General features: G+C 65.1%; 19 protein-coding genes. 8 read left to right on the forward strand and 11 right to left on the reverse strand.

Features of this window, described 5'->3' with window-relative positions:
• Positions 1–10: 10 nt before the first annotated feature.
• The 4 genes from KUV82_RS00510 to KUV82_RS00525 form a co-directional block, all read right to left on the reverse strand.
• Positions 11–1,213, reverse strand: coding sequence for an efflux RND transporter periplasmic adaptor subunit (locus KUV82_RS00510; protein ID WP_219954966.1), 1,203 nt, complete (start codon positions 1,211–1,213; stop codon positions 11–13).
• Between the two features lie 243 nt (positions 1,214–1,456).
• Entirely contained in the window at positions 1,457–1,723 is a 267-nt protein-coding gene (locus KUV82_RS00515) for a GlsB/YeaQ/YmgE family stress response membrane protein (protein ID WP_219954967.1), read from the reverse strand.
• Positions 1,724–1,872: 149 nt separating this feature from the next.
• Entirely contained in the window at positions 1,873–2,172 is a 300-nt protein-coding gene (sciP, locus tag KUV82_RS00520; RefSeq protein ID WP_219954968.1) for a CtrA inhibitor SciP, read from the reverse strand.
• Complete coding sequence (locus KUV82_RS00525; RefSeq protein ID WP_219954969.1) at positions 2,169–2,462, reverse strand: hypothetical protein; 294 nt, start codon at positions 2,460–2,462, stop codon at positions 2,169–2,171. The genes sciP and KUV82_RS00525 overlap by 4 nt, the downstream gene beginning before the upstream one ends.
• A 106-nt stretch (positions 2,463–2,568) precedes the next feature.
• On the opposite strand from KUV82_RS00525, the gene mnmA reads away from it, so the two are divergent.
• The 3 genes from mnmA to KUV82_RS00540 all read left to right on the forward strand — a co-directional run bounded on the left by mnmA (position 2,569) and on the right by KUV82_RS00540 (position 5,784).
• The gene (gene mnmA, locus KUV82_RS00530) at positions 2,569–3,732 is read left to right on the forward strand and encodes a tRNA 2-thiouridine(34) synthase MnmA (RefSeq protein WP_219954970.1); all 1,164 of its coding nucleotides are present in this window, start codon (positions 2,569–2,571) and stop codon (positions 3,730–3,732) included.
• A gap of 67 nt (positions 3,733–3,799) precedes the next feature.
• The gene (gmd, locus tag KUV82_RS00535; protein ID WP_219954971.1) at positions 3,800–4,846 is read left to right on the forward strand and encodes a GDP-mannose 4,6-dehydratase; all 1,047 of its coding nucleotides are present in this window, start codon (positions 3,800–3,802) and stop codon (positions 4,844–4,846) included.
• 2 nt (positions 4,847–4,848) lie between these two features.
• The gene (locus KUV82_RS00540) at positions 4,849–5,784 is read left to right on the forward strand and encodes a GDP-L-fucose synthase family protein (RefSeq protein WP_219954972.1); all 936 of its coding nucleotides are present in this window, start codon (positions 4,849–4,851) and stop codon (positions 5,782–5,784) included.
• Here the strand turns inward: KUV82_RS00540 and KUV82_RS00545 are convergent.
• Positions 5,781–6,125 carry a hypothetical protein gene (locus tag KUV82_RS00545; RefSeq protein WP_219954973.1) on the reverse strand — a complete coding sequence of 115 codons (345 nt, stop codon included), beginning with the start codon at positions 6,123–6,125 and terminating at the stop codon, positions 5,781–5,783. The two genes, KUV82_RS00540 and KUV82_RS00545, sit on opposite strands and share 4 nt — an antisense overlap.
• A gap of 29 nt (positions 6,126–6,154) precedes the next feature.
• Between KUV82_RS00545 and KUV82_RS00550 the strand changes: the two genes are divergently transcribed.
• The gene (locus KUV82_RS00550; protein ID WP_219954974.1) at positions 6,155–7,285 is read left to right on the forward strand and encodes a serine hydrolase domain-containing protein; all 1,131 of its coding nucleotides are present in this window, start codon (positions 6,155–6,157) and stop codon (positions 7,283–7,285) included.
• Here the strand turns inward: KUV82_RS00550 and KUV82_RS00555 are convergent.
• Genes KUV82_RS00555 through pdxH form a run of 3 tightly spaced genes read right to left on the reverse strand, consistent with a single transcriptional unit; the run spans position 7,282 to position 9,616 of the window.
• A complete protein-coding gene (locus KUV82_RS00555) occupies positions 7,282–8,079 on the reverse strand; it encodes a PhzF family phenazine biosynthesis protein (RefSeq protein WP_219954975.1) in 798 nt (265 codons plus the stop codon). The two genes, KUV82_RS00550 and KUV82_RS00555, sit on opposite strands and share 4 nt — an antisense overlap.
• Entirely contained in the window at positions 8,076–9,011 is a 936-nt protein-coding gene (locus tag KUV82_RS00560; protein ID WP_219954976.1) for a cation diffusion facilitator family transporter, read from the reverse strand. The genes KUV82_RS00555 and KUV82_RS00560 overlap by 4 nt, the downstream gene beginning before the upstream one ends.
• Positions 9,008–9,616, reverse strand: coding sequence for a pyridoxamine 5'-phosphate oxidase (gene pdxH / locus KUV82_RS00565; protein ID WP_219954977.1), 609 nt, complete (start codon positions 9,614–9,616; stop codon positions 9,008–9,010). The genes KUV82_RS00560 and pdxH overlap by 4 nt, the downstream gene beginning before the upstream one ends.
• 191 nt (positions 9,617–9,807) lie before the next feature.
• Between pdxH and KUV82_RS00570 the strand changes: the two genes are divergently transcribed.
• Genes KUV82_RS00570 through KUV82_RS00585 form a run of 4 tightly spaced genes read left to right on the forward strand, consistent with a single transcriptional unit; the run spans position 9,808 to position 13,015 of the window.
• On the forward strand, positions 9,808–10,752 hold the full coding sequence (locus KUV82_RS00570) for a DnaJ C-terminal domain-containing protein (RefSeq protein WP_219954978.1): 945 nt from the start codon (positions 9,808–9,810) through the stop codon (positions 10,750–10,752).
• 3 nt (positions 10,753–10,755) lie between these two features.
• The gene (locus tag KUV82_RS00575; RefSeq protein WP_219954979.1) at positions 10,756–11,772 is read left to right on the forward strand and encodes a YihY/virulence factor BrkB family protein; all 1,017 of its coding nucleotides are present in this window, start codon (positions 10,756–10,758) and stop codon (positions 11,770–11,772) included.
• Positions 11,769–12,572, forward strand: coding sequence for an enoyl-ACP reductase FabI (gene fabI / locus KUV82_RS00580; RefSeq protein WP_219954980.1), 804 nt, complete (start codon positions 11,769–11,771; stop codon positions 12,570–12,572). Before KUV82_RS00575 ends, fabI begins: the two co-directional genes overlap by 4 nt.
• A gap of 44 nt (positions 12,573–12,616) precedes the next feature.
• Positions 12,617–13,015 (forward strand): GFA family protein, encoded by a 399-nt coding sequence (locus KUV82_RS00585; RefSeq protein ID WP_219954981.1) that lies wholly within the window; start codon positions 12,617–12,619, stop codon positions 13,013–13,015.
• A 6-nt stretch (positions 13,016–13,021) separates the two neighbouring features.
• On the opposite strand, the gene wecC is transcribed toward KUV82_RS00585, so the two are convergent.
• From wecC to KUV82_RS00600, 3 genes are all read right to left on the reverse strand, one after another.
• Positions 13,022–14,287, reverse strand: a complete 1,266-nt coding sequence (gene wecC, locus KUV82_RS00590; protein ID WP_219954982.1) for a UDP-N-acetyl-D-mannosamine dehydrogenase — start codon at positions 14,285–14,287, stop codon at positions 13,022–13,024.
• A gap of 193 nt (positions 14,288–14,480) precedes the next feature.
• Positions 14,481–15,605: a non-hydrolyzing UDP-N-acetylglucosamine 2-epimerase gene (wecB, locus tag KUV82_RS00595; RefSeq protein WP_219954983.1), complete on the reverse strand. Its 1,125-nt coding sequence runs from the start codon at positions 15,603–15,605 to the stop codon at positions 14,481–14,483.
• A gap of 39 nt (positions 15,606–15,644) precedes the next feature.
• The gene (locus KUV82_RS00600) at positions 15,645–16,217 is read right to left on the reverse strand and encodes a hypothetical protein (RefSeq protein ID WP_219954984.1); all 573 of its coding nucleotides are present in this window, start codon (positions 16,215–16,217) and stop codon (positions 15,645–15,647) included.
• Positions 16,218–16,274: the final 57 nt, after the last annotated feature.

Consider the following 16,274-nt stretch of genomic DNA (forward strand, 5'->3'; position numbering starts at 1 on the left):
AGCCTCGTCCTTAGTCGAGCTTGGCAAGCTGGGTGTTGACCGTTTCGCCTTCGGTGAGGAAGCCGCCGGCGCGCAGCACGACACGCTCGGAGCCGGTCAGGCCTTCGGTGATCACGATGCCCTTGGAGGTGACCGTGCCAGTGGTGACGGCCCGGCGTTCGGCCTTGTCCTCGCCGTTGACAATGAGGACGAAGGGTCCTTCATCATCCGACAGCACGGCGCTTTCGGGAAGGATCGGCGCCACGACGGTGCCGCTCGCAATGGTGGCCGTCGCAAAGCCGCCCGGACGCAGGCCGGGGGCGTAGGGAAGCGCGATGCGCGCCACACCTTGGCGGTCCTGCTGGCTGATGGTCGGCGAGACCTGCCAGACCGAGCCGGTAAAGGTGCTGTCGGTGCCGATCGGGCGAATGCTCGCGGTCGTGCCGACCTTGATCGAGGACAGCGCGTCTTCCGAGAGGCGAGCCTGCAGTTCCATTTCGCCGCCGCGCGCGATGCGGAACAGCGGCGGCGAGCCGGCGCCGACCGTCTGGCCGGTTTCGACATTGCGTTCGAGCACGAGGCCCGAAGCCGGGGCGACGATGTTGAGGCGCGCGTTACGGGCGCGCAGCTCGCGCAGCTGGGCCTGCGACACGCGGACGCGGGCAACCGCGGCATCGCGAGTGGCGGTCAGGCGGTCGACGTCGGCGGTCGAGACAAAGCCGCGTTCAACCAGCTGGAGCGCGCGGTCGAGGTTGGCCTGGGCTAGGTTGGCGTCGGCCTGGGCGACCTGCACCGAGGCAGCCGCGCTCTGGGCCTGCTGCGACTGGACGGAGCGGTCGATGCTGGCAAGGATCTGGCCCTGGCGGACCCAGTCGCCCGCGTCGACGGGTACGGAAACCACACGGCCGCCTTCGCCAACCACGCCGACCGGCATCTCGCGGCGCGCCGAGAAGGTACCGGTTGCGGTAATCTCGCCATCGACCGTCGTCTGGCCCGGCGTGACGACCGTCACGGTCGGGGCCTGCGCGTTTTCATCGCCTGCGGGAGTGGTGGTGCCGCCGCCGCGCATCACGAAATAGGCCGCGATGGCAAGGGCGAGCACGACAAGGCCGCCGATGATCATGAGGCGCCGCTTGCTGCTGCGCTGCGAATCCTCGAACTCCAGGGGCTCGTCTTCGATGCCGACCGTAATCGGCTCACCCTTTTCGGCTATGACTCCGGATTCGTAATTCATGTCGTACCTTGCCCCAGAAGCGCTGCGGATATGCAGTGTGTTACATTGCTATATCACTTAGCGCAAGAATTTCGCAATCGGGCGTTAGACCTAGGTGTATCATAGGGCAATCGAACCTTCGACCGGGGACATGCACGGCTGGACGAATGGCGCAGCCCGTCCCATCTCTGGCGTCCGCCAACGACAAAGGGCGAGGCGCCCCATGGCACCCCGCCCCTTTCTGTCTCGGTCGAGGCCGTCGCGTTAGCGAACGCGACCGCGCTGAACCAGGTTGGCGATGCCGAGCAGCACGATCGCGCCGACCACGGCGACGGCGAGGCCGGTCAGCGAGAATTCCTGCACGCTGCCGGTGATGCCGAGAAGCGGCCCGGCAATCCAGTTGCCGACGATCGAGCCGACGCAGCCGACCACGATATTCCAGAAGATACCCATGGAAGCGTCACGGTTCATGACCAGGCTCGCAAGCCAGCCGGCAACACCACCAACGATGAGAGCGATAATCCAACCCATTGTCTTTCCTCCTGTTTTCCCGTCGACCCCGTGCCCCCTCTTCGGGCAGGCGGGACGGAGATGCCCGTCCGGCATTGCGCCGGGGACACAAGAGGAGCGAGTGGATGGAGGTTTGGTTCCCGCCGCTTGCACGCGGCGCGGGAGGCGCGTCAGTACTTGAGCTGGCGCTCGTACAGGTCGCGGTAGTGCTGGATGCGGGTAACCCGCAGGCCCTGCATGCCCGAACGATCGACCGCGCGCTGCCACGAAGCAAATTCCTCGAGGCTGAGCGAATAGCGCTCGAGCACTTCATCGATGGTCAGAAGGCCGCCGTTGACCGCAGCCACGACTTCAGCCTTGCGACGAACAACCCAGCGCTTCGTTTCGGGCGAAGGCAGGTCGTCAATCGTCAGCGGCTCCCCGAGGGGGCCGATAACCTGTGCAGGGCGGATGTCCTGGTTTTCGATCATTCTTTCTCTCTATCGCCTTGCACCGCATCGCTTGCGGCTGACCCAAGGCTTAGACCCGTCGTTTTGCCATGGGCTAAAGCATCATGGTTAACAGCCGGTTTACCTTCCTCGAAGCTCTCACGGCGTGCATCGCCAAACGCGTTGAAGCCCCCGTCGACCTTGGCGAGTTCATCACGAAGATCCCGAGTCGCAGCGAGTCGCGCCACCAGGTCTGTCCAGCGAAACTGGCGCAAAACCGTGCTTTCGCGCGGATCCTGGCGGGTTGCCCTGTTGAATTGCCCCTCAAACATGAGAGCTGTGGATAAGGCCTCATGGTAAATACTCCGTGAAACATCGCATGCGGCACTTACGCACGCCCTCTGGTGGCAAGCCCCCAAGGCGTGTAAGGAGCGCTCCATGCCCAAAACCGAAACCCTTTCGCCGGACCAGGCAGCCGCGCTGTTCGACCTGCCCCGGCCGGCCAGCGAATGCCGCATTGTCGTTGCCATGTCCGGCGGGGTCGACAGCTCGGTCGTCGCCGCGCTGGCCGCGCGCACGGGCGCCGAGGTCATCGGGATCACGCTCCAGCTTTACGATTACGGCGCAGCGACCGGCCGCAAGGGCGCCTGCTGCGCGGGTGACGATATTCGCGATGCGCGCGCGGTCGCCGAACGGCTGGGCATTGCGCATTACGTGCACGATCACGAAAGCGCGTTTCGCGAAGAGGTCGTCGAGACCTTTGCCGACGATTACCTCGCCGGGCGCACACCGGTACCCTGCATCCGCTGCAACATGGGGCCCAAGTTTACGGACCTTCTGGCGATGGCGCGCGAACTGGGGGCGGACTGCCTGGCCACCGGCCACTACGTCCAGCGAGTCGTAGGCCCGGCGGGACCCGAACTGCACCGCGCGGCCGACCCGGCGCGCGACCAGTCCTATTTCCTTTACGCGACCACCGACGAGCAGCTCGATTTCCTGCGCTTCCCGCTGGGCGGCATGCCCAAGACGGACGTGCGCGCGTTGGCCGAGGAGGCTGGCCTGCGCAACGCCGACAAGCCCGACAGCCAGGACATCTGCTTCGTCCCCGATGGCGACTACGCCAAGATCGTCAAGAAGATGCGCCCGGAAGGCGGTCAGCCGGGCGCCATCGTCCACGCGGCGAGCGGCGAGACACTGGGCGAGCACAAGGGCGTGATCCACTACACGGTCGGCCAGCGCCGCGGTCTCGAAATCGGCGGCCAGCCCGAACCGCTCTACGTCGTCGGCATCGATGCGCCCAAGGCGCAGGTACTGGTCGGCCCGAAACGCATGCTCGCGGTGGCTTCGGCCACGATCGTGGAGACCAACCGCATCGGCCCGCTTCCCGACGTGCCGCTGACCGCCAAGGTCCGCAGCCTTGCCAAGCCGGTCCCGGTCGTTCTCGAAGGGTCGCTCGGGTCCGGCAGCACTGCCGTCCTGCGCTTTGAAACCCCCGAATTCGGCGTCGCGCCCGGTCAAGCGGCTGTCATATACGCCGGCGAACGGGTCGTCGGAGGCGGTTGGATCGCAGAAACTGAACGGATTGGCCTCGAATCAGGGTAAATTGCCCTTTTACAAGCTTGCGCTGGGCGACCGGTTTTCCGAAGGCAGCACTCCAAGGAGATACGCTGTGTCTGCCAAGCGCGCATTGATTACCGGGGTGACCGGGCAGGACGGGTCCTATCTCGCCCGGCTGCTGCTCGCAAAGGGCTACGAGGTCCACGGTGTCAAACGCCGTTCGTCCTCGTTCAACACGGGCCGGATCGAGGACATTTACGAAGATCCTCACGTTCCCGATCCGCACATGCGCCTGCATTTCGGCGATGTGACCGATTCGACCAACATCATCCGGGTCGTGCAGGAAGTGCAGCCGCACGAGATCTACAATCTCGCTGCGCAAAGCCATGTGCTCGTCAGCTTCGAAACGCCCGAATACACCGCCAACGCCGACGCGCTGGGCACGCTGCGCCTGCTCGAGGCGATCCGTATCCTGGGCCTTGAAGAGCACACCCGCTTCTTCCAGGCATCGACCAGCGAGATGTACGGGCTCGCCCAGGCCGTGCCGCAGAACGAAACGACGCCGTTCTATCCGCGCAGCCCCTATGCCGTGGCCAAGCTCTACGCCCACTGGATCACGGTCAATTACCGCGAGGCCTACAATCTGCACGCCAGCTGTGGGATCATGTTCAACCACGAAAGCGGGGTGCGCGGCGAAACCTTCGTGACGCGCAAGATCTCGCGCGCCGCCGCAATGATCGCGTTGGAGCTGCAGGAGAAGCTCTACATGGGCAATCTCGATGCCCAGCGCGACTGGGGCCACGCCCGCGAGTATGCAGAAGGCATGTGGACCATCGTCCAGCAGGTCACGCCGGACGATTACGTGCTTGCCACCGGGGTCACCACCACTGTCCGCGCCTTCACCGAATGGGCCTTCGAGGACGCCGGCATCCCGATCGAGTTCCGCGGCGAAGGGGTCGACGAGAAGGGCTATTGCCAGGCGACCGGCAAGGTCCTTGTCGAAATCGATCCGCGCTATTTCCGTCCGACCGAAGTCGACCTGCTGCTCGGCGATGCGACCAAGGCGCGCGAGAAGCTCGGCTGGGAGCCCAAGGTCCCGGTCCGCGAACTCGCGCGTGAGATGGTTGCGGCCGATTTCGAGAAACTGCGCGGGTACTAGGGATGAGCGCGTTCCCGCTTGCCGGAAAACGCATCTATGTCGCGGGCCATGGCGGCATGGTCGGCCAAGCGCTGGTCCGGCGGCTGGAGCGCGAGGATTGCACGGTCCTGACCGCGCCGCGCTCTGTCGACCTGCGCGATCCGCAGGCGGTGGACAGCTGGTTTGCCGGCAACGCGCCCGACGCGGTGATCCTTGCCGCGGCGCGGGTTGGCGGGATCATGGCCAACGCGACCCGTCCGGCGGACTTTCTCTACGACAACCTCGCGATCGCGACGAGCGTGATCGAGGTCGCGCACCGGCACGGCACGGGCAAGCTGCTGTTCCTCGGCTCGTCCTGCATCTACCCCAAGTTCGCCGAGCAGCCGATCCGCGAGGAGGCGCTGCTGACCGGCGCGCTCGAGCCGACCAACGAGGCCTATGCGATTGCCAAGATCGCCGGCATCAAGCTTGCCGCTGCCTATCGCCGGCAGCACGGCTGCGATTTCATCTCGGCCATGCCGACGAACCTTTACGGGCCGGGCGACAGTTACGACCTTGAAAGCGGGCACGTGATCCCCGCGCTCATCCGCAAGGCGCATGAGGCAAAGCGCGATGGCGCCGACAGCCTCACCATCTGGGGCAGCGGCACGCCGCGGCGCGAATTCCTGCATGTCGACGATCTTGTGGACGCCTGCGTCTTCCTGCTCGGCCATTATTCGGACGAACTGCACATTAACGTCGGCTCGGGCGAGGACCATGCGATCGGCGACCTTGCCGAGACCATCGCGCAGGTGGTTGGCTTCGAGGGCCGTATCGAGCGCGACCGGACCAAACCCGATGGCACGCCGCGCAAGCTGATGGATTCCTCGCGCCTTGAAGCGATGGGGTGGAGGCCTTCCATCTCGCTCGAAGACGGCTTGCGCGATGCCTACGCCGCCTTCCTGCGCGACGAAGCCTAGCCCTGCCACTCCTTGAGCACGCAGCCATAGCCTTCGCGCAAAGTGGCCGTGTCGGCGGCGACGAAGGGGATTGAAGCGGTCACGCTCTTGGCTTCGACATTCTCGCTGAGCGAGATCAGCTCCATGCCTTCCAGCTTGTCCTTGGCGCAATCGTCGAGGCTGCGGCCGGCAACGAAACGGCACGAGCACGCAACGCGCGCGGCATAGGCCGAACCCACCCCGCCCGTCTTGCGCAGCCCTTCACCCAGCGCGAACCAGGCGGCGGCGAGCAGGGCGATGACGATGAGCAGGAGCCACAGCCACAGGCGGGTCTTGCGAGAGCGGGATTTGGCCGTTGCCAAGCGGGATTCCTTCGTGCGAGTGACACCGCATGTCCATGCGGCCCCTTCCCCTTATCGCGCTTGCGCTTGCAACCTCAACCCTTGCGTCCTGCGGGTCCTCCGGCCCCGCCGAAGAGCCTCCGCTGAGCGAAGAGGCGCTGGCCGCCGTGACCAGCGAACCGGGCGCGCCAACGAAGGCGCTGGCGCGCGCAGCGGACGAGGTGTTCACGCTCGATGGCCTCGGCGAAACCCGCGCGCTGGTGGTCTATCACGACGGCAAGCTGGCGGTGGAGCGCTACGCGCCGGGCTATGACGAAACGACGCGTTTCGTGAGCTGGTCGATGGCGAAGACGGTCACCGCGGTGCTGATCGGCATGCTGGTGGCCGACGGACAGCTGCGGCTCGACGCCCCGGCCCCGGTTGCCCGCTGGCAGCGCACCGGCGATCCGCGCGCCGAAATCACGCTGCGCCACCTCCTCCAGATGCGCTCGGGGCTCGAGCACACCGAAGCGGGTGACCCGCCCTATGAAAGTGGGGAAGTGCGCATGCTTTTCCTCGATGGGCGCGATGACATGGCCGATTACGCCACCGCCCAGCCGCTCGAAGCCGAGCCGGGCGAGAAGTTCGAATATTCCTCGAACACCACGGTGATCCTCGCCGATATCGCGGCCCGCGCGTTGACCGATAGCGAGGACCCGGATGCACGCCGCAAGGCGGTGGCCGACTATCTCGACGCCCGCCTTTTCGCGCCGCTCGGCATGACCAGCGTCGTGCCCGAATTCGACCGTTCAGGCACGCTCATCGGCGGTTCGCTGATCCACGCCACGGCGCGCGATTGGGCGAAGCTGGGCGAGCTGCTGCGCAACAAGGGCGCGCACCGCGGCGAACAGTTGGTGCCGCGCGCCTGGGTCGAGGAAATGATCGAGCCCAGCCCGGTGAGCCCACATTACGGCCTCCAGACCTGGCTCAATCGCCCGCTGCCCGAAGGCGAGGAGCACCCGCTGTTCCCGGACCGCGCCCCGCACAGCGCCTTTTCGCTGATCGGGCACATGGGCCAGTATGTCTTCGTCTCGCCGACGCAGAAGCTGACCGTGGTGCGTCTCGGCCATTCGAACCGCGAGGAACGCATCGCCATGCTTCAGCAGCTCGCCGATGTGGTCGAGCTCTATCCCGAAACCTAGGGCAGCAGGAACGCGCCTTCGACCACGGTCACGCAGGCACCGGTAAGCACGGCGCGCTCGCCATCGCGGAGGCATTCGGCGTGGCCGCCGCGCTGCGAAGCCTGGAAGGCGGAAAAGCTCTCGCGACCCAGCCGCTCGGTCCAGAAATAGGTGAGCGCGGCGTGCGCCGACCCCGTAAAGCTGTCCTCGTCCACCCCGCCCCCGGGCACGAACACACGGCTGACGACGTCTGTCTCTTTGCCCGGCGCAGTGCAGATGAACTGGTCGTTCCCCAGCGCGCCGAGCCCGCGCAGGTCCGGATCGAGCGCGCGTACCTGCTCCTCGGTTTCGAACAGGTAGACACCGTAGCGATCGGGGTTCAGCCAGACCTCTTGCGGCGCATCACCCAGCAGCGCGACCGCTTCGGCCCATTCGCCCGGCTCGGTCCGGATCAGCGGAAGGGCGAGTTCGTAGCCGCCAGCCGCTTTCGCCACTTCGAGCACGCCCGCCTTGCGCGTGCGGAAGGTCACCCGTTCGCCGCCGTCGCGCGATAGAAGTACATGCCCGCTGGCAAGCGTCGCATGGCCGCACAAACGCACTTCCTCGGTCGGCGTGAACCAGCGGAGCTCGTAATCCGCTTCACCGCTGGCATCGGGCACCACGTAGGCTGTTTCCGCGAAGTTATTCTCCTCCGCGATGGCCAGCAGGGTCGCATCGTCGAGCCAGGCATCCAGCGGCATCACGGCCGCCTGGTTTCCCGCGAAGGGCCGGTCGGCGAAGGCGTCGACATGCCAGTAGGGCAGGATGCGGCTCATGTGTCTTTCTCCAGCTTGGCGAACTCGTCGTCCTCGACCAGCGGGTTGTCCGGCTCGTCGATATGGCCTTCGGGGTCGATGTGGATGAACAGCTCCATGTCGGGGAAGCGCGCCATGAGGTCGGCTTCGACCCGCTCGATGATGTCGTGCGCCTGCTCGACGGTCATGGCCGGGTCGAGATCGACGTGGAACTGCACGAAATCGCGGTTGCCGCTGGTACGGGTGCGCAGGTCGTGGAGGTTGGAAAGCTCCGGATGGCGCGCGGCGGCCTCGACGAAGGCAAGCCGCTTTTCCTCGGGCCACTCGCGGTCCATCAGATCATCGACCGCCTCGCTCGCCCCGTTCCACGCGCCGAAGGCCAGCCATGCGGCAATGGCGAGTCCGAAAAGCGGATCGGCAATCCCGAAACCGGCAAACTGGTCGAGCGCCAGCGCGGCAATGACCGCAAGGTTCAGCATCAGGTCCGACTTGTAGTGCAGGTGATCGGTCTGGATCGCGAGGCTGCGGGTCCGGTTCATGACGTAGCGCTGCCAGCCGAGCAGCGCGAAGGTCAGCGCGATGGCGATGAGCGAAACGGCAATGCCTTCTTCTGCCGCCGCGGTTTCGCCCTGCCCGGCAAGCTGCATGACAGCCCGCGCCGCAATGCCGAAGGCCGAAAGGGCGATCAGCATGACCTGGAAGATTGCCGCGAGCGCTTCTGCCTTGCCGTGCCCGAAGCGGTGGTTGTGATCGGCCGGTTGCGAGGCGATCCATACGCCGGTCAGCGTTGCGAGGCTGGCAATGAGGTCGAGCGCGGAATCGGCGAGGCTGCCGAGCATCGCGGTCGAGCCGGTGCGCCAGGTCGCCCAGGTCTTGAGCGCGACCAGCACCACCGCGACCGAGATCGATGCCAGCGCTGCCGATCGGGCAAGCAGGGCGCGTTTGTCGCTCACGGATAGAGCAGCGTGTTGGTCCACGCCGCGTCCGCATCCTCGCGGGTGAACAGGCGGCGATCGTGGAGACGGTACTGCCGGTCGTGCCAGAATTCGATCCGGCGCGGGCTCAGGCGAAAGCCGGTCCAGTGCGGCGGGCGCGGGATATCGCCTTCCGGATAGCGTTCCTCCAGAGCGGCCACCCGGTCGAGATAGACCTCGCGGCCGGGCAAGGGGCGCGACTGGTCGCTGGCGGCGGACCCGATCTGCGAGGCGCGCGGGCGCGAGTGGAAGTAGGCGTCGGCCTCCGCCTCGCTCACTTCGGCGAGCGGGCCTTCGATGCGGATCTGGCGGCGCAGGCTCTTCCAGTGGAAAAGCAAGGCGGCGCGCATGTTTGCGCGGATCTGTTCACCCTTGCGGCTTTCGGCGTTGGTGTAGAACACGAAGCCGTCGCTGCCGTGGCCCTTCAGCAGAACCATCCGCACCGAGGGAAAGCCATCGGCCGAGGCCGTTGCCAGCGCCATCGCGTTGGGATCGTTGGGCTCGCTTTCCTTCGCCTGCGCAAACCACACTTCGAACAGGGCGAAGGGGTCGGTGGCGGGAATGGCGCTTTCGTCGGGCTGCATCGGGGCTTTCCTACAGGGTGGAACGCTTGGAACACGGTTCAGGAGCAAAACCGCCTACCGCCCGTTTGTGCCGGGAAACCGGTGCAAAGCAGAAAGGCTTGTCCTCCATGCGGCATCCCCTATCGCCATAACGCACTGTAGGAAACCGCATCCGCTTGCATGAAAAAGGCGTAGCAACTAGCTAACACACCATGGCCGACCCCTATTCCACCCTTGGCGTAACCCGCAGCGCGTCCGAAAAGGACATCAAAAGCGCCTATCGCAAGCTCGCCAAGGAGCTGCATCCGGACCGCAACAAGGACAATCCGAAAGCGGCGGAGAAGTTCTCCGACGTGACCAAGGCCTACGACCTGCTGAGCGACAAGGATAAGCGCGCGCAGTTCGACCGCGGCGAGATCGACGCCGAGGGCAATCCCGCCAATCCCTTTGCCGGCATGGGCGGAGGCGGCGGCTTCCGGCCGAACGGCGGCCAGGGCGGCTTCCGGGCGGAGGATTTCCAGGGCTTCGGCACGGATGATGTCGATCTCGGCGACATTTTCGAAGGCCTGTTCGGCGGCGGTTCGCGCCGCGGCGGCAGCCCCTTCGGCGGCGGCCAGCGCCGCCGTCCGCCCCCGCAGAAGGGCGCGGATATCAGCTACCGCCTGCGCGTTCCCTTTACCGAAGCGGCAACGCTGGCGGACCAGCGCATTACGCTCGCTGATGGCAAGACGATCGACCTCAAGCTTCCCAAGGGTGTCGAGGACGGCACGCAGATGCGCCTCAAGGGCAAGGGCGAACCGGGTCCGGGCGGCGCAGGCGACGGTTTGGTCATCATCGCGATCGACAAGCACAAACTGTTCAAGCGCGAAGGCGACGACGTACGTTTCGACCTGCCGATCACGCTCGACGAGGCGGTGAACGGCGGCAAGGTGCGCGTGCCCACGGTCGATGGCCCGGTAATGATGACGATCAAAGCCGGCACCCACGGCGGGACGGTCCTGCGCCTCAAGGGCAAGGGCTTCACGCGCAAGAACGGCACGCGCGGCGATCAACTCGTCACGCTCGAAATTCAGCTCCCCGACAACCTCGAAGAGCTTGCCAAGCGGCTCGACGGATGGAAGGACGAAGGCGATCCGCGGAGCAAGCTGGGGGTTTAGAGCTTGGCGCCACCATCCTTTCCGGAAACGCAGGAGCGCGAGGTCCACTCGCTGTCTCCCGAACAGCGCCGGAAGGAAGCCCGCAATCTGCGCGGCCGCATCGAAGAGCGCGTCGGCCCGGGCACCCGCGCCTGGGAAGTGACCCAGCGCACGCTGGTCGGCACCTATAACGACGGCTTCATCCACGCCGGCAACCTCGCCTATCTCTCGATGCTGGCGATCTTCCCCTTCTTCATCCTCGGTGCTGCAATCTTCAGCGCCTTTGGCGAAGAGGCCGAGCGCGCCGCGACGATCAACGCCGTGCTAACCGCCCTGCCGCCGGTGGTCGCCAATGTGATCGAGCCGGTTGCGCGCGACGCGGTCGAGGCGCGCAGCGGCTGGCTGCTGTGGGTCGGCGCAGCGGTTGGCCTGTGGACGGTGGGGAGCCTGATCGAGACCATCCGCGACATCCTGCGCCGTGCCTATGGCACCGAGGCGACCCACGCCTTCTGGAAATACCGGCTGTTCTCCTCCGGCATGATCCTGGGCGCGGTGTTCCTGCTCTTGCTAAGCCTCATCGCCCAGTTCCTGATCGGCACTGCGCAGCAGGTTATCGAGGCCTATTTCCCCGAGCTGGTCGACCGGGTAATGGACTTGCGGCTTTCGCGCATCGTGCCGACCATCGGCCTGTTCGGCTCGCTTTACCTGATCTTCTATTCGCTCACCCCGTCGAAATACCGCCGCAAGCGCTATCCCAAATGGCCCGGCGCTGTGCTGACGACGCTGTGGTGGATCGCCGTGACCACCCTAATGCCGCTCGTGCTGCGCAATTTCTTCACCTACGACCTCACCTATGGTGGCCTCGCCGGAGTGATGATCGCGCTGTTCTTTTTCTGGCTTGTCGGGCTTGGGGTGGTTATCGGCGCGGAACTGAACGCAGCGCTTGCGGAAACGCCGGAAGAAGAGCTGGCCGAGGAAACCGACGAGGGTCGCCGCGCCGCGCTGGCGCAGGAAATGGAAGAAGAGGAGCACGCCTTATGAGCGGGTTGATGGCAGGAAAACGCGGGCTGATCATGGGCCTTGCGAACGACAAGTCGCTGGCCTGGGGCATTGCCAAGCAGTTGCACGAACAGGGCGCCGAGCTCGCCTTCTCCTATCAAGGCGAAGCGCTGAAGAAGCGCGTCGGCCCGCTGGCGGAGAAACTCGGCAGCGATTTCCTGATTGAATGCGATGTGTCGGACATGGGCGCGCTCGACGCCGCGTTCGACAGCCTGAAGGCGCGCTGGGACAGCATCGATTTCGTCGTCCACGCGATCGGCTTTTCCGACAAGAACGAGCTGCGCGGGAAATATGTCGACACCAGCCTCGACAACTTCCTGATGACGATGAACATTTCCGCCTACTCGCTCGTCGCCGTCGCCAAGCGCGCCGCCGAGATGATGCCCGAAGGCGGGTCGATCCTCACGCTGACCTATTACGGCGCGGAAAAGGTCATCCCGCATTACAACGTCATGGGTGTGGCCAAGGCTGCGCTGGAAACCAGCGTGCAGTACCTCGCCAACGACCTCGGCCCGCAGAACATCCGCGTAAACGCGATTAGCGCAGGTCCCATCAAGACGCTGGCCGCAAGCGGGATCGGCGATTTCCGCTACATCCTCAAGTGGAACGAGCTGAACTCACCGCTGCGCCGCAATGTGACGATCGACGACGTCGGCGGCTCGGGCCTCTATTTCCTGTCGGACCTCTCCTCCGGCGTGACCGGAGAGACGCACCATGTCGACGCGGGCTACCACGTGGTCGGCATGAAGCAGGAAGACGCGCCCGATATCGGACTTGTCTAGCGCCTTCGTTCTCTATACGTTCCCTTCGAGTCAGGGAGAGAGCGATGCTTGAAGGTGGATGTCAGTGCGGCGCCGTGCGCTACGCGGTCGAAGGCGAAGCGGCGCATCATGCGCTGTGTCATTGTGCGGATTGCCGCGCTTCGTCCGGCGCTCCGGCGACTGCGTGGATGGCCTACGCGTCGGAGAGTTTCCGTATCACCAAGGGCGAGGCTGTTGCCTACAATTCCTCGGGAGACTCATGGCGCCATTTCTGTGGCACCTGCGGCACCGGTCTCTACTTCATCAATGAAACCGCATTGCCCGGACTTGTCGACATCCAGTCTGCAACGCTTGACGACGCGGCAGGACACACCCCCGGCGCACAAATCCAGACGGCGGAGCGGTTGCCCTATATGAGCAATCTGGCGGACCTGCCGGAGTTCGGACGCTACCCGGGAATGTAGCGGAGTTCAGGCCACGTCTGGCCAGATGCCGCGGGTGTCGTAGACCGCCTTGCCGGCACGCTCTTCGGGCGGGATCACCTTGAAGACATCGTGATCGACCAGCGTGATGAGGACATCCGATTCCTCGAGCGCGGTGTCGATATCGACCAGTTCGGCCGCAGTGCCGTCGAATTCCTTGGGCAGCTCGCCGGCATAGGGTTCGACCACCTGGATCCGGTCGCCGTATTCGCGCGCGAGGCTGGCGGCGACATAGCGCGCGGGGCTTTCGCGGAAATCGTCGATATTGGCTTTGAAGGCGAGGCCGAGGCAGGCGACCTTCGCATCCGGATGCGCGTCGATCAGCACCTTTGCGCGTGTGAGCACGTGGTGCATCTTGGCATCGTTGGTGTCGCGCGCCTGGCGGATGATCTTTGCCTCATCCGGCGCGCCGTGGACGATGAACCACGGATCGACCGCGATGCAGTGGCCGCCGACACCCGGGCCCGGCGTGAGGATGTTCACACGCGGGTGGCGGTTGGCGAGGCGGATGACTTCCCACACGTCGAGCCCCTGCTTGTCGGCGATCATCGACAGCTCGTTGGCAAAGGCGATGTTCACGTCGCGGAAGGCGTTTTCAACGAGCTTGGTCATCTCTGCGCTGCGCGCATCGGTGGTGACGCATTCGCCCTTCACGAAACGCTTGTAGAAGGCGAGCGCCTTGCGAGCACAGCGCGGGGTGATGCCGCCGATCGAGCGGTCGTTATGCGTGAGTTCCTCGAGGATCTTCCCTGGCAGCACGCGTTCCGGACAATAGGCGAGGCTCACGTCGGGCTGGCCATCGGTAAGGCCCGGCATGGCGAGATCGGGGCGCTTTGCGGCGATCGCATCGCGCATTGCCTCGGTTGTGCCGACGGGCGAGGTCGATTCGAGGATGACCGTGTCGCCTTTTTTCAGCACCTCAGCGACCTTTTCCGCCGCGCTCATTACATAAGAAGTGTCGGGCGTGTGCTTGCCGTCCTTGGCAAAGGGCGTCGGCACCGCGATCACGAAGACGTCGGCCGGTGCCACCTCCGTAGAGGCTTTCAGCAACCCGCGCTGGACCACCGCCTGGACGAGGCCGTCGAGATCGACTTCCTCGATGTGGATTTCGCCGCGGTTGATCGTGTCGACCACGCTTTGCGTCACATCGACGCCGTGCACAGGGCAGCCCGCGCGCGCGATGATCGCGGCGGTGGGCAGGCCGATATAGCCGAGGCCGATGACGCAGACGTCGGGCTTGGTGTCACCACGCATGAAATGTGTTTCCTTCGAACCTTCGGAAGCGCGTTCTAACGCCTGTCGGTAAATTTTACAGTAACGCCGTTCTTTTGGCCTTAAGCGCCGGCGGCTGCATCCGCAGCCTTGGCTATCCTCCGGGGGCCCGACCCCTTCGGGGCCACCCCTGCGGGCGGGCGATTGCCCTTGCCGCCCCGCGATGCGGGCCGGATCACGCCGTCGCGAGAAGGTCCGCGATGCGCTGGGCGGATTGGCCGTCGCCGAAAGGATTGTGCGCCTTCGCCATGGCCGAATAGGCCGCTTCGTCGTCGAGCAGGCGGTTGGTCTCGCGCACGATCGTATCGGCGTCAGTGCCGACCAGCTTGGCGGTGCCCGCCGCGACACCCTCGGGCCGTTCGGTCGTCTCGCGCATGACGAGAACCGGTTTGCCCAGCGCCGGCGCTTCCTCCTGCACGCCGCCGCTGTCGGTCAGCATGATGTGGCTGATGTCGAGCAGGCGCGCAAAGTGCGGGTAATCCAGCGGATCGATCAGCGCGACATTGTCGAGCCCGGCAAGCTGCTCGTTCATGACGGCGCGCACATTGGGGTTGAGATGGACGGGGAAGATAACTGCAACGTCATCGCGTGAGGCAATTTCCTTAACCGCATTGGCGATATTTTGCATGCCCTCGCCGAAGTTTTCGCGGCGGTGGCTGGTCATGCCGATGATCCGCTTGCCCGCGAACCGCTGCTCCAGTTCGGCGAGGCCCGAAGCGAGCGACGGCTCCTCTGCCACCCGCTTCGTCACCCAGTGCAGCGCATCGATCACCGTGTTGCCGGTGACGTGCACGCTTTCGGGATCGGTGTTTTCCTTGAGCAAGGCATCCCGGGCAGTTTCGGTCGGCGCACAATGCAGCGCGGCAAAGCTGCCCACCACCCGGCGGTTCACCTCTTCGGGCCAGGGATGGTAGATATCGCCGCTGCGTAGGCCGGCTTCCACATGGCAGACCGGGATCTTGCGGTAATAGGCGGCAATGGCGCCCGCCATCACGGTCGTCGTATCGCCCTGCACCACCACCCAGTCGGGCTGTTCTTTGTCGAGCACCTTGCCGATTTCGACCAGCGCGCGCGCCGTGAGCGCATCGAGCGTCTGGCCCGGGGTCATCAGGTCGAGATCATGGTCGGGTTCGACCCCCGCAATCGCCAGCACCTGGTCGAGCATCTCGCGATGCTGCGCGGAGATGCACACGCGGCTCTCGAAGCGCGGATCGGCGCCCAGCGCGTGGACGAGCGGGAAGAGCTTGATCGCTTCGGGACGGGTGCCGAAGACGGTGAGGATTTTGCGGGTTGCGGCCATGCCCGCGGGCTTAGCCGAAAAGGGTTAAGCGGCGATATACTATCCCGGACCGTTGCCGCTGTCGGGCTGCGGCAGGGCCTCTTCGCCCGGCGTTTCAGCCGCGCGCTCGCGTTCGAGGCGCTCCATGTATTCGCGCTCGATCATCTCCACGCGCTCCTGCTCGGCGGCGGCTTCCTCGTCGATCGTCGAGAGGCGCTTGGCGCGTTCTGCAGCGATGATCTCGGCAAAGCGGACCCCGGCGTTGTTTTCCTTATCGGCGTAGGCGTCGTTGATCATCTGCTGCGTGCAGCCGGTCACTCCGCCCGAGCCGACAGGCGAGCAGGACATGGTGCCAAAAGCCCCGGCCATCTCGAAACGTTCAACACGCTCGGCCCAGGACTGGTTCGAGGGGCTGTCAGAGAAGCGCAGGTTCTCCGGGATACGATAACGCTCGTTCTCCGCCTTGCGCGCGCACACGACGATCTGTTCCTCGGTGCTCTGCGGGCATTCGTCGTCGCCGTAGACGATGACCATGTTGTAGCTGTCATCGCCGGTATCGACGGTTTCCTGCGCCGAAGCCTGCACGGGAAGCGCAAGGGCCAGGGCGGAAAGGGCAATCAGCGGTTTCGACATCGTCGTCCTCTCGGGAGCGTATTGGGTGGCGGGCATTAAGCGCCTGCCGGGGTGAAC

This window comes from Qipengyuania flava, assembly GCF_019448255.1.
Taxonomy (GTDB): Bacteria; Pseudomonadota; Alphaproteobacteria; order Sphingomonadales; family Sphingomonadaceae; genus Qipengyuania; species Qipengyuania flava_A.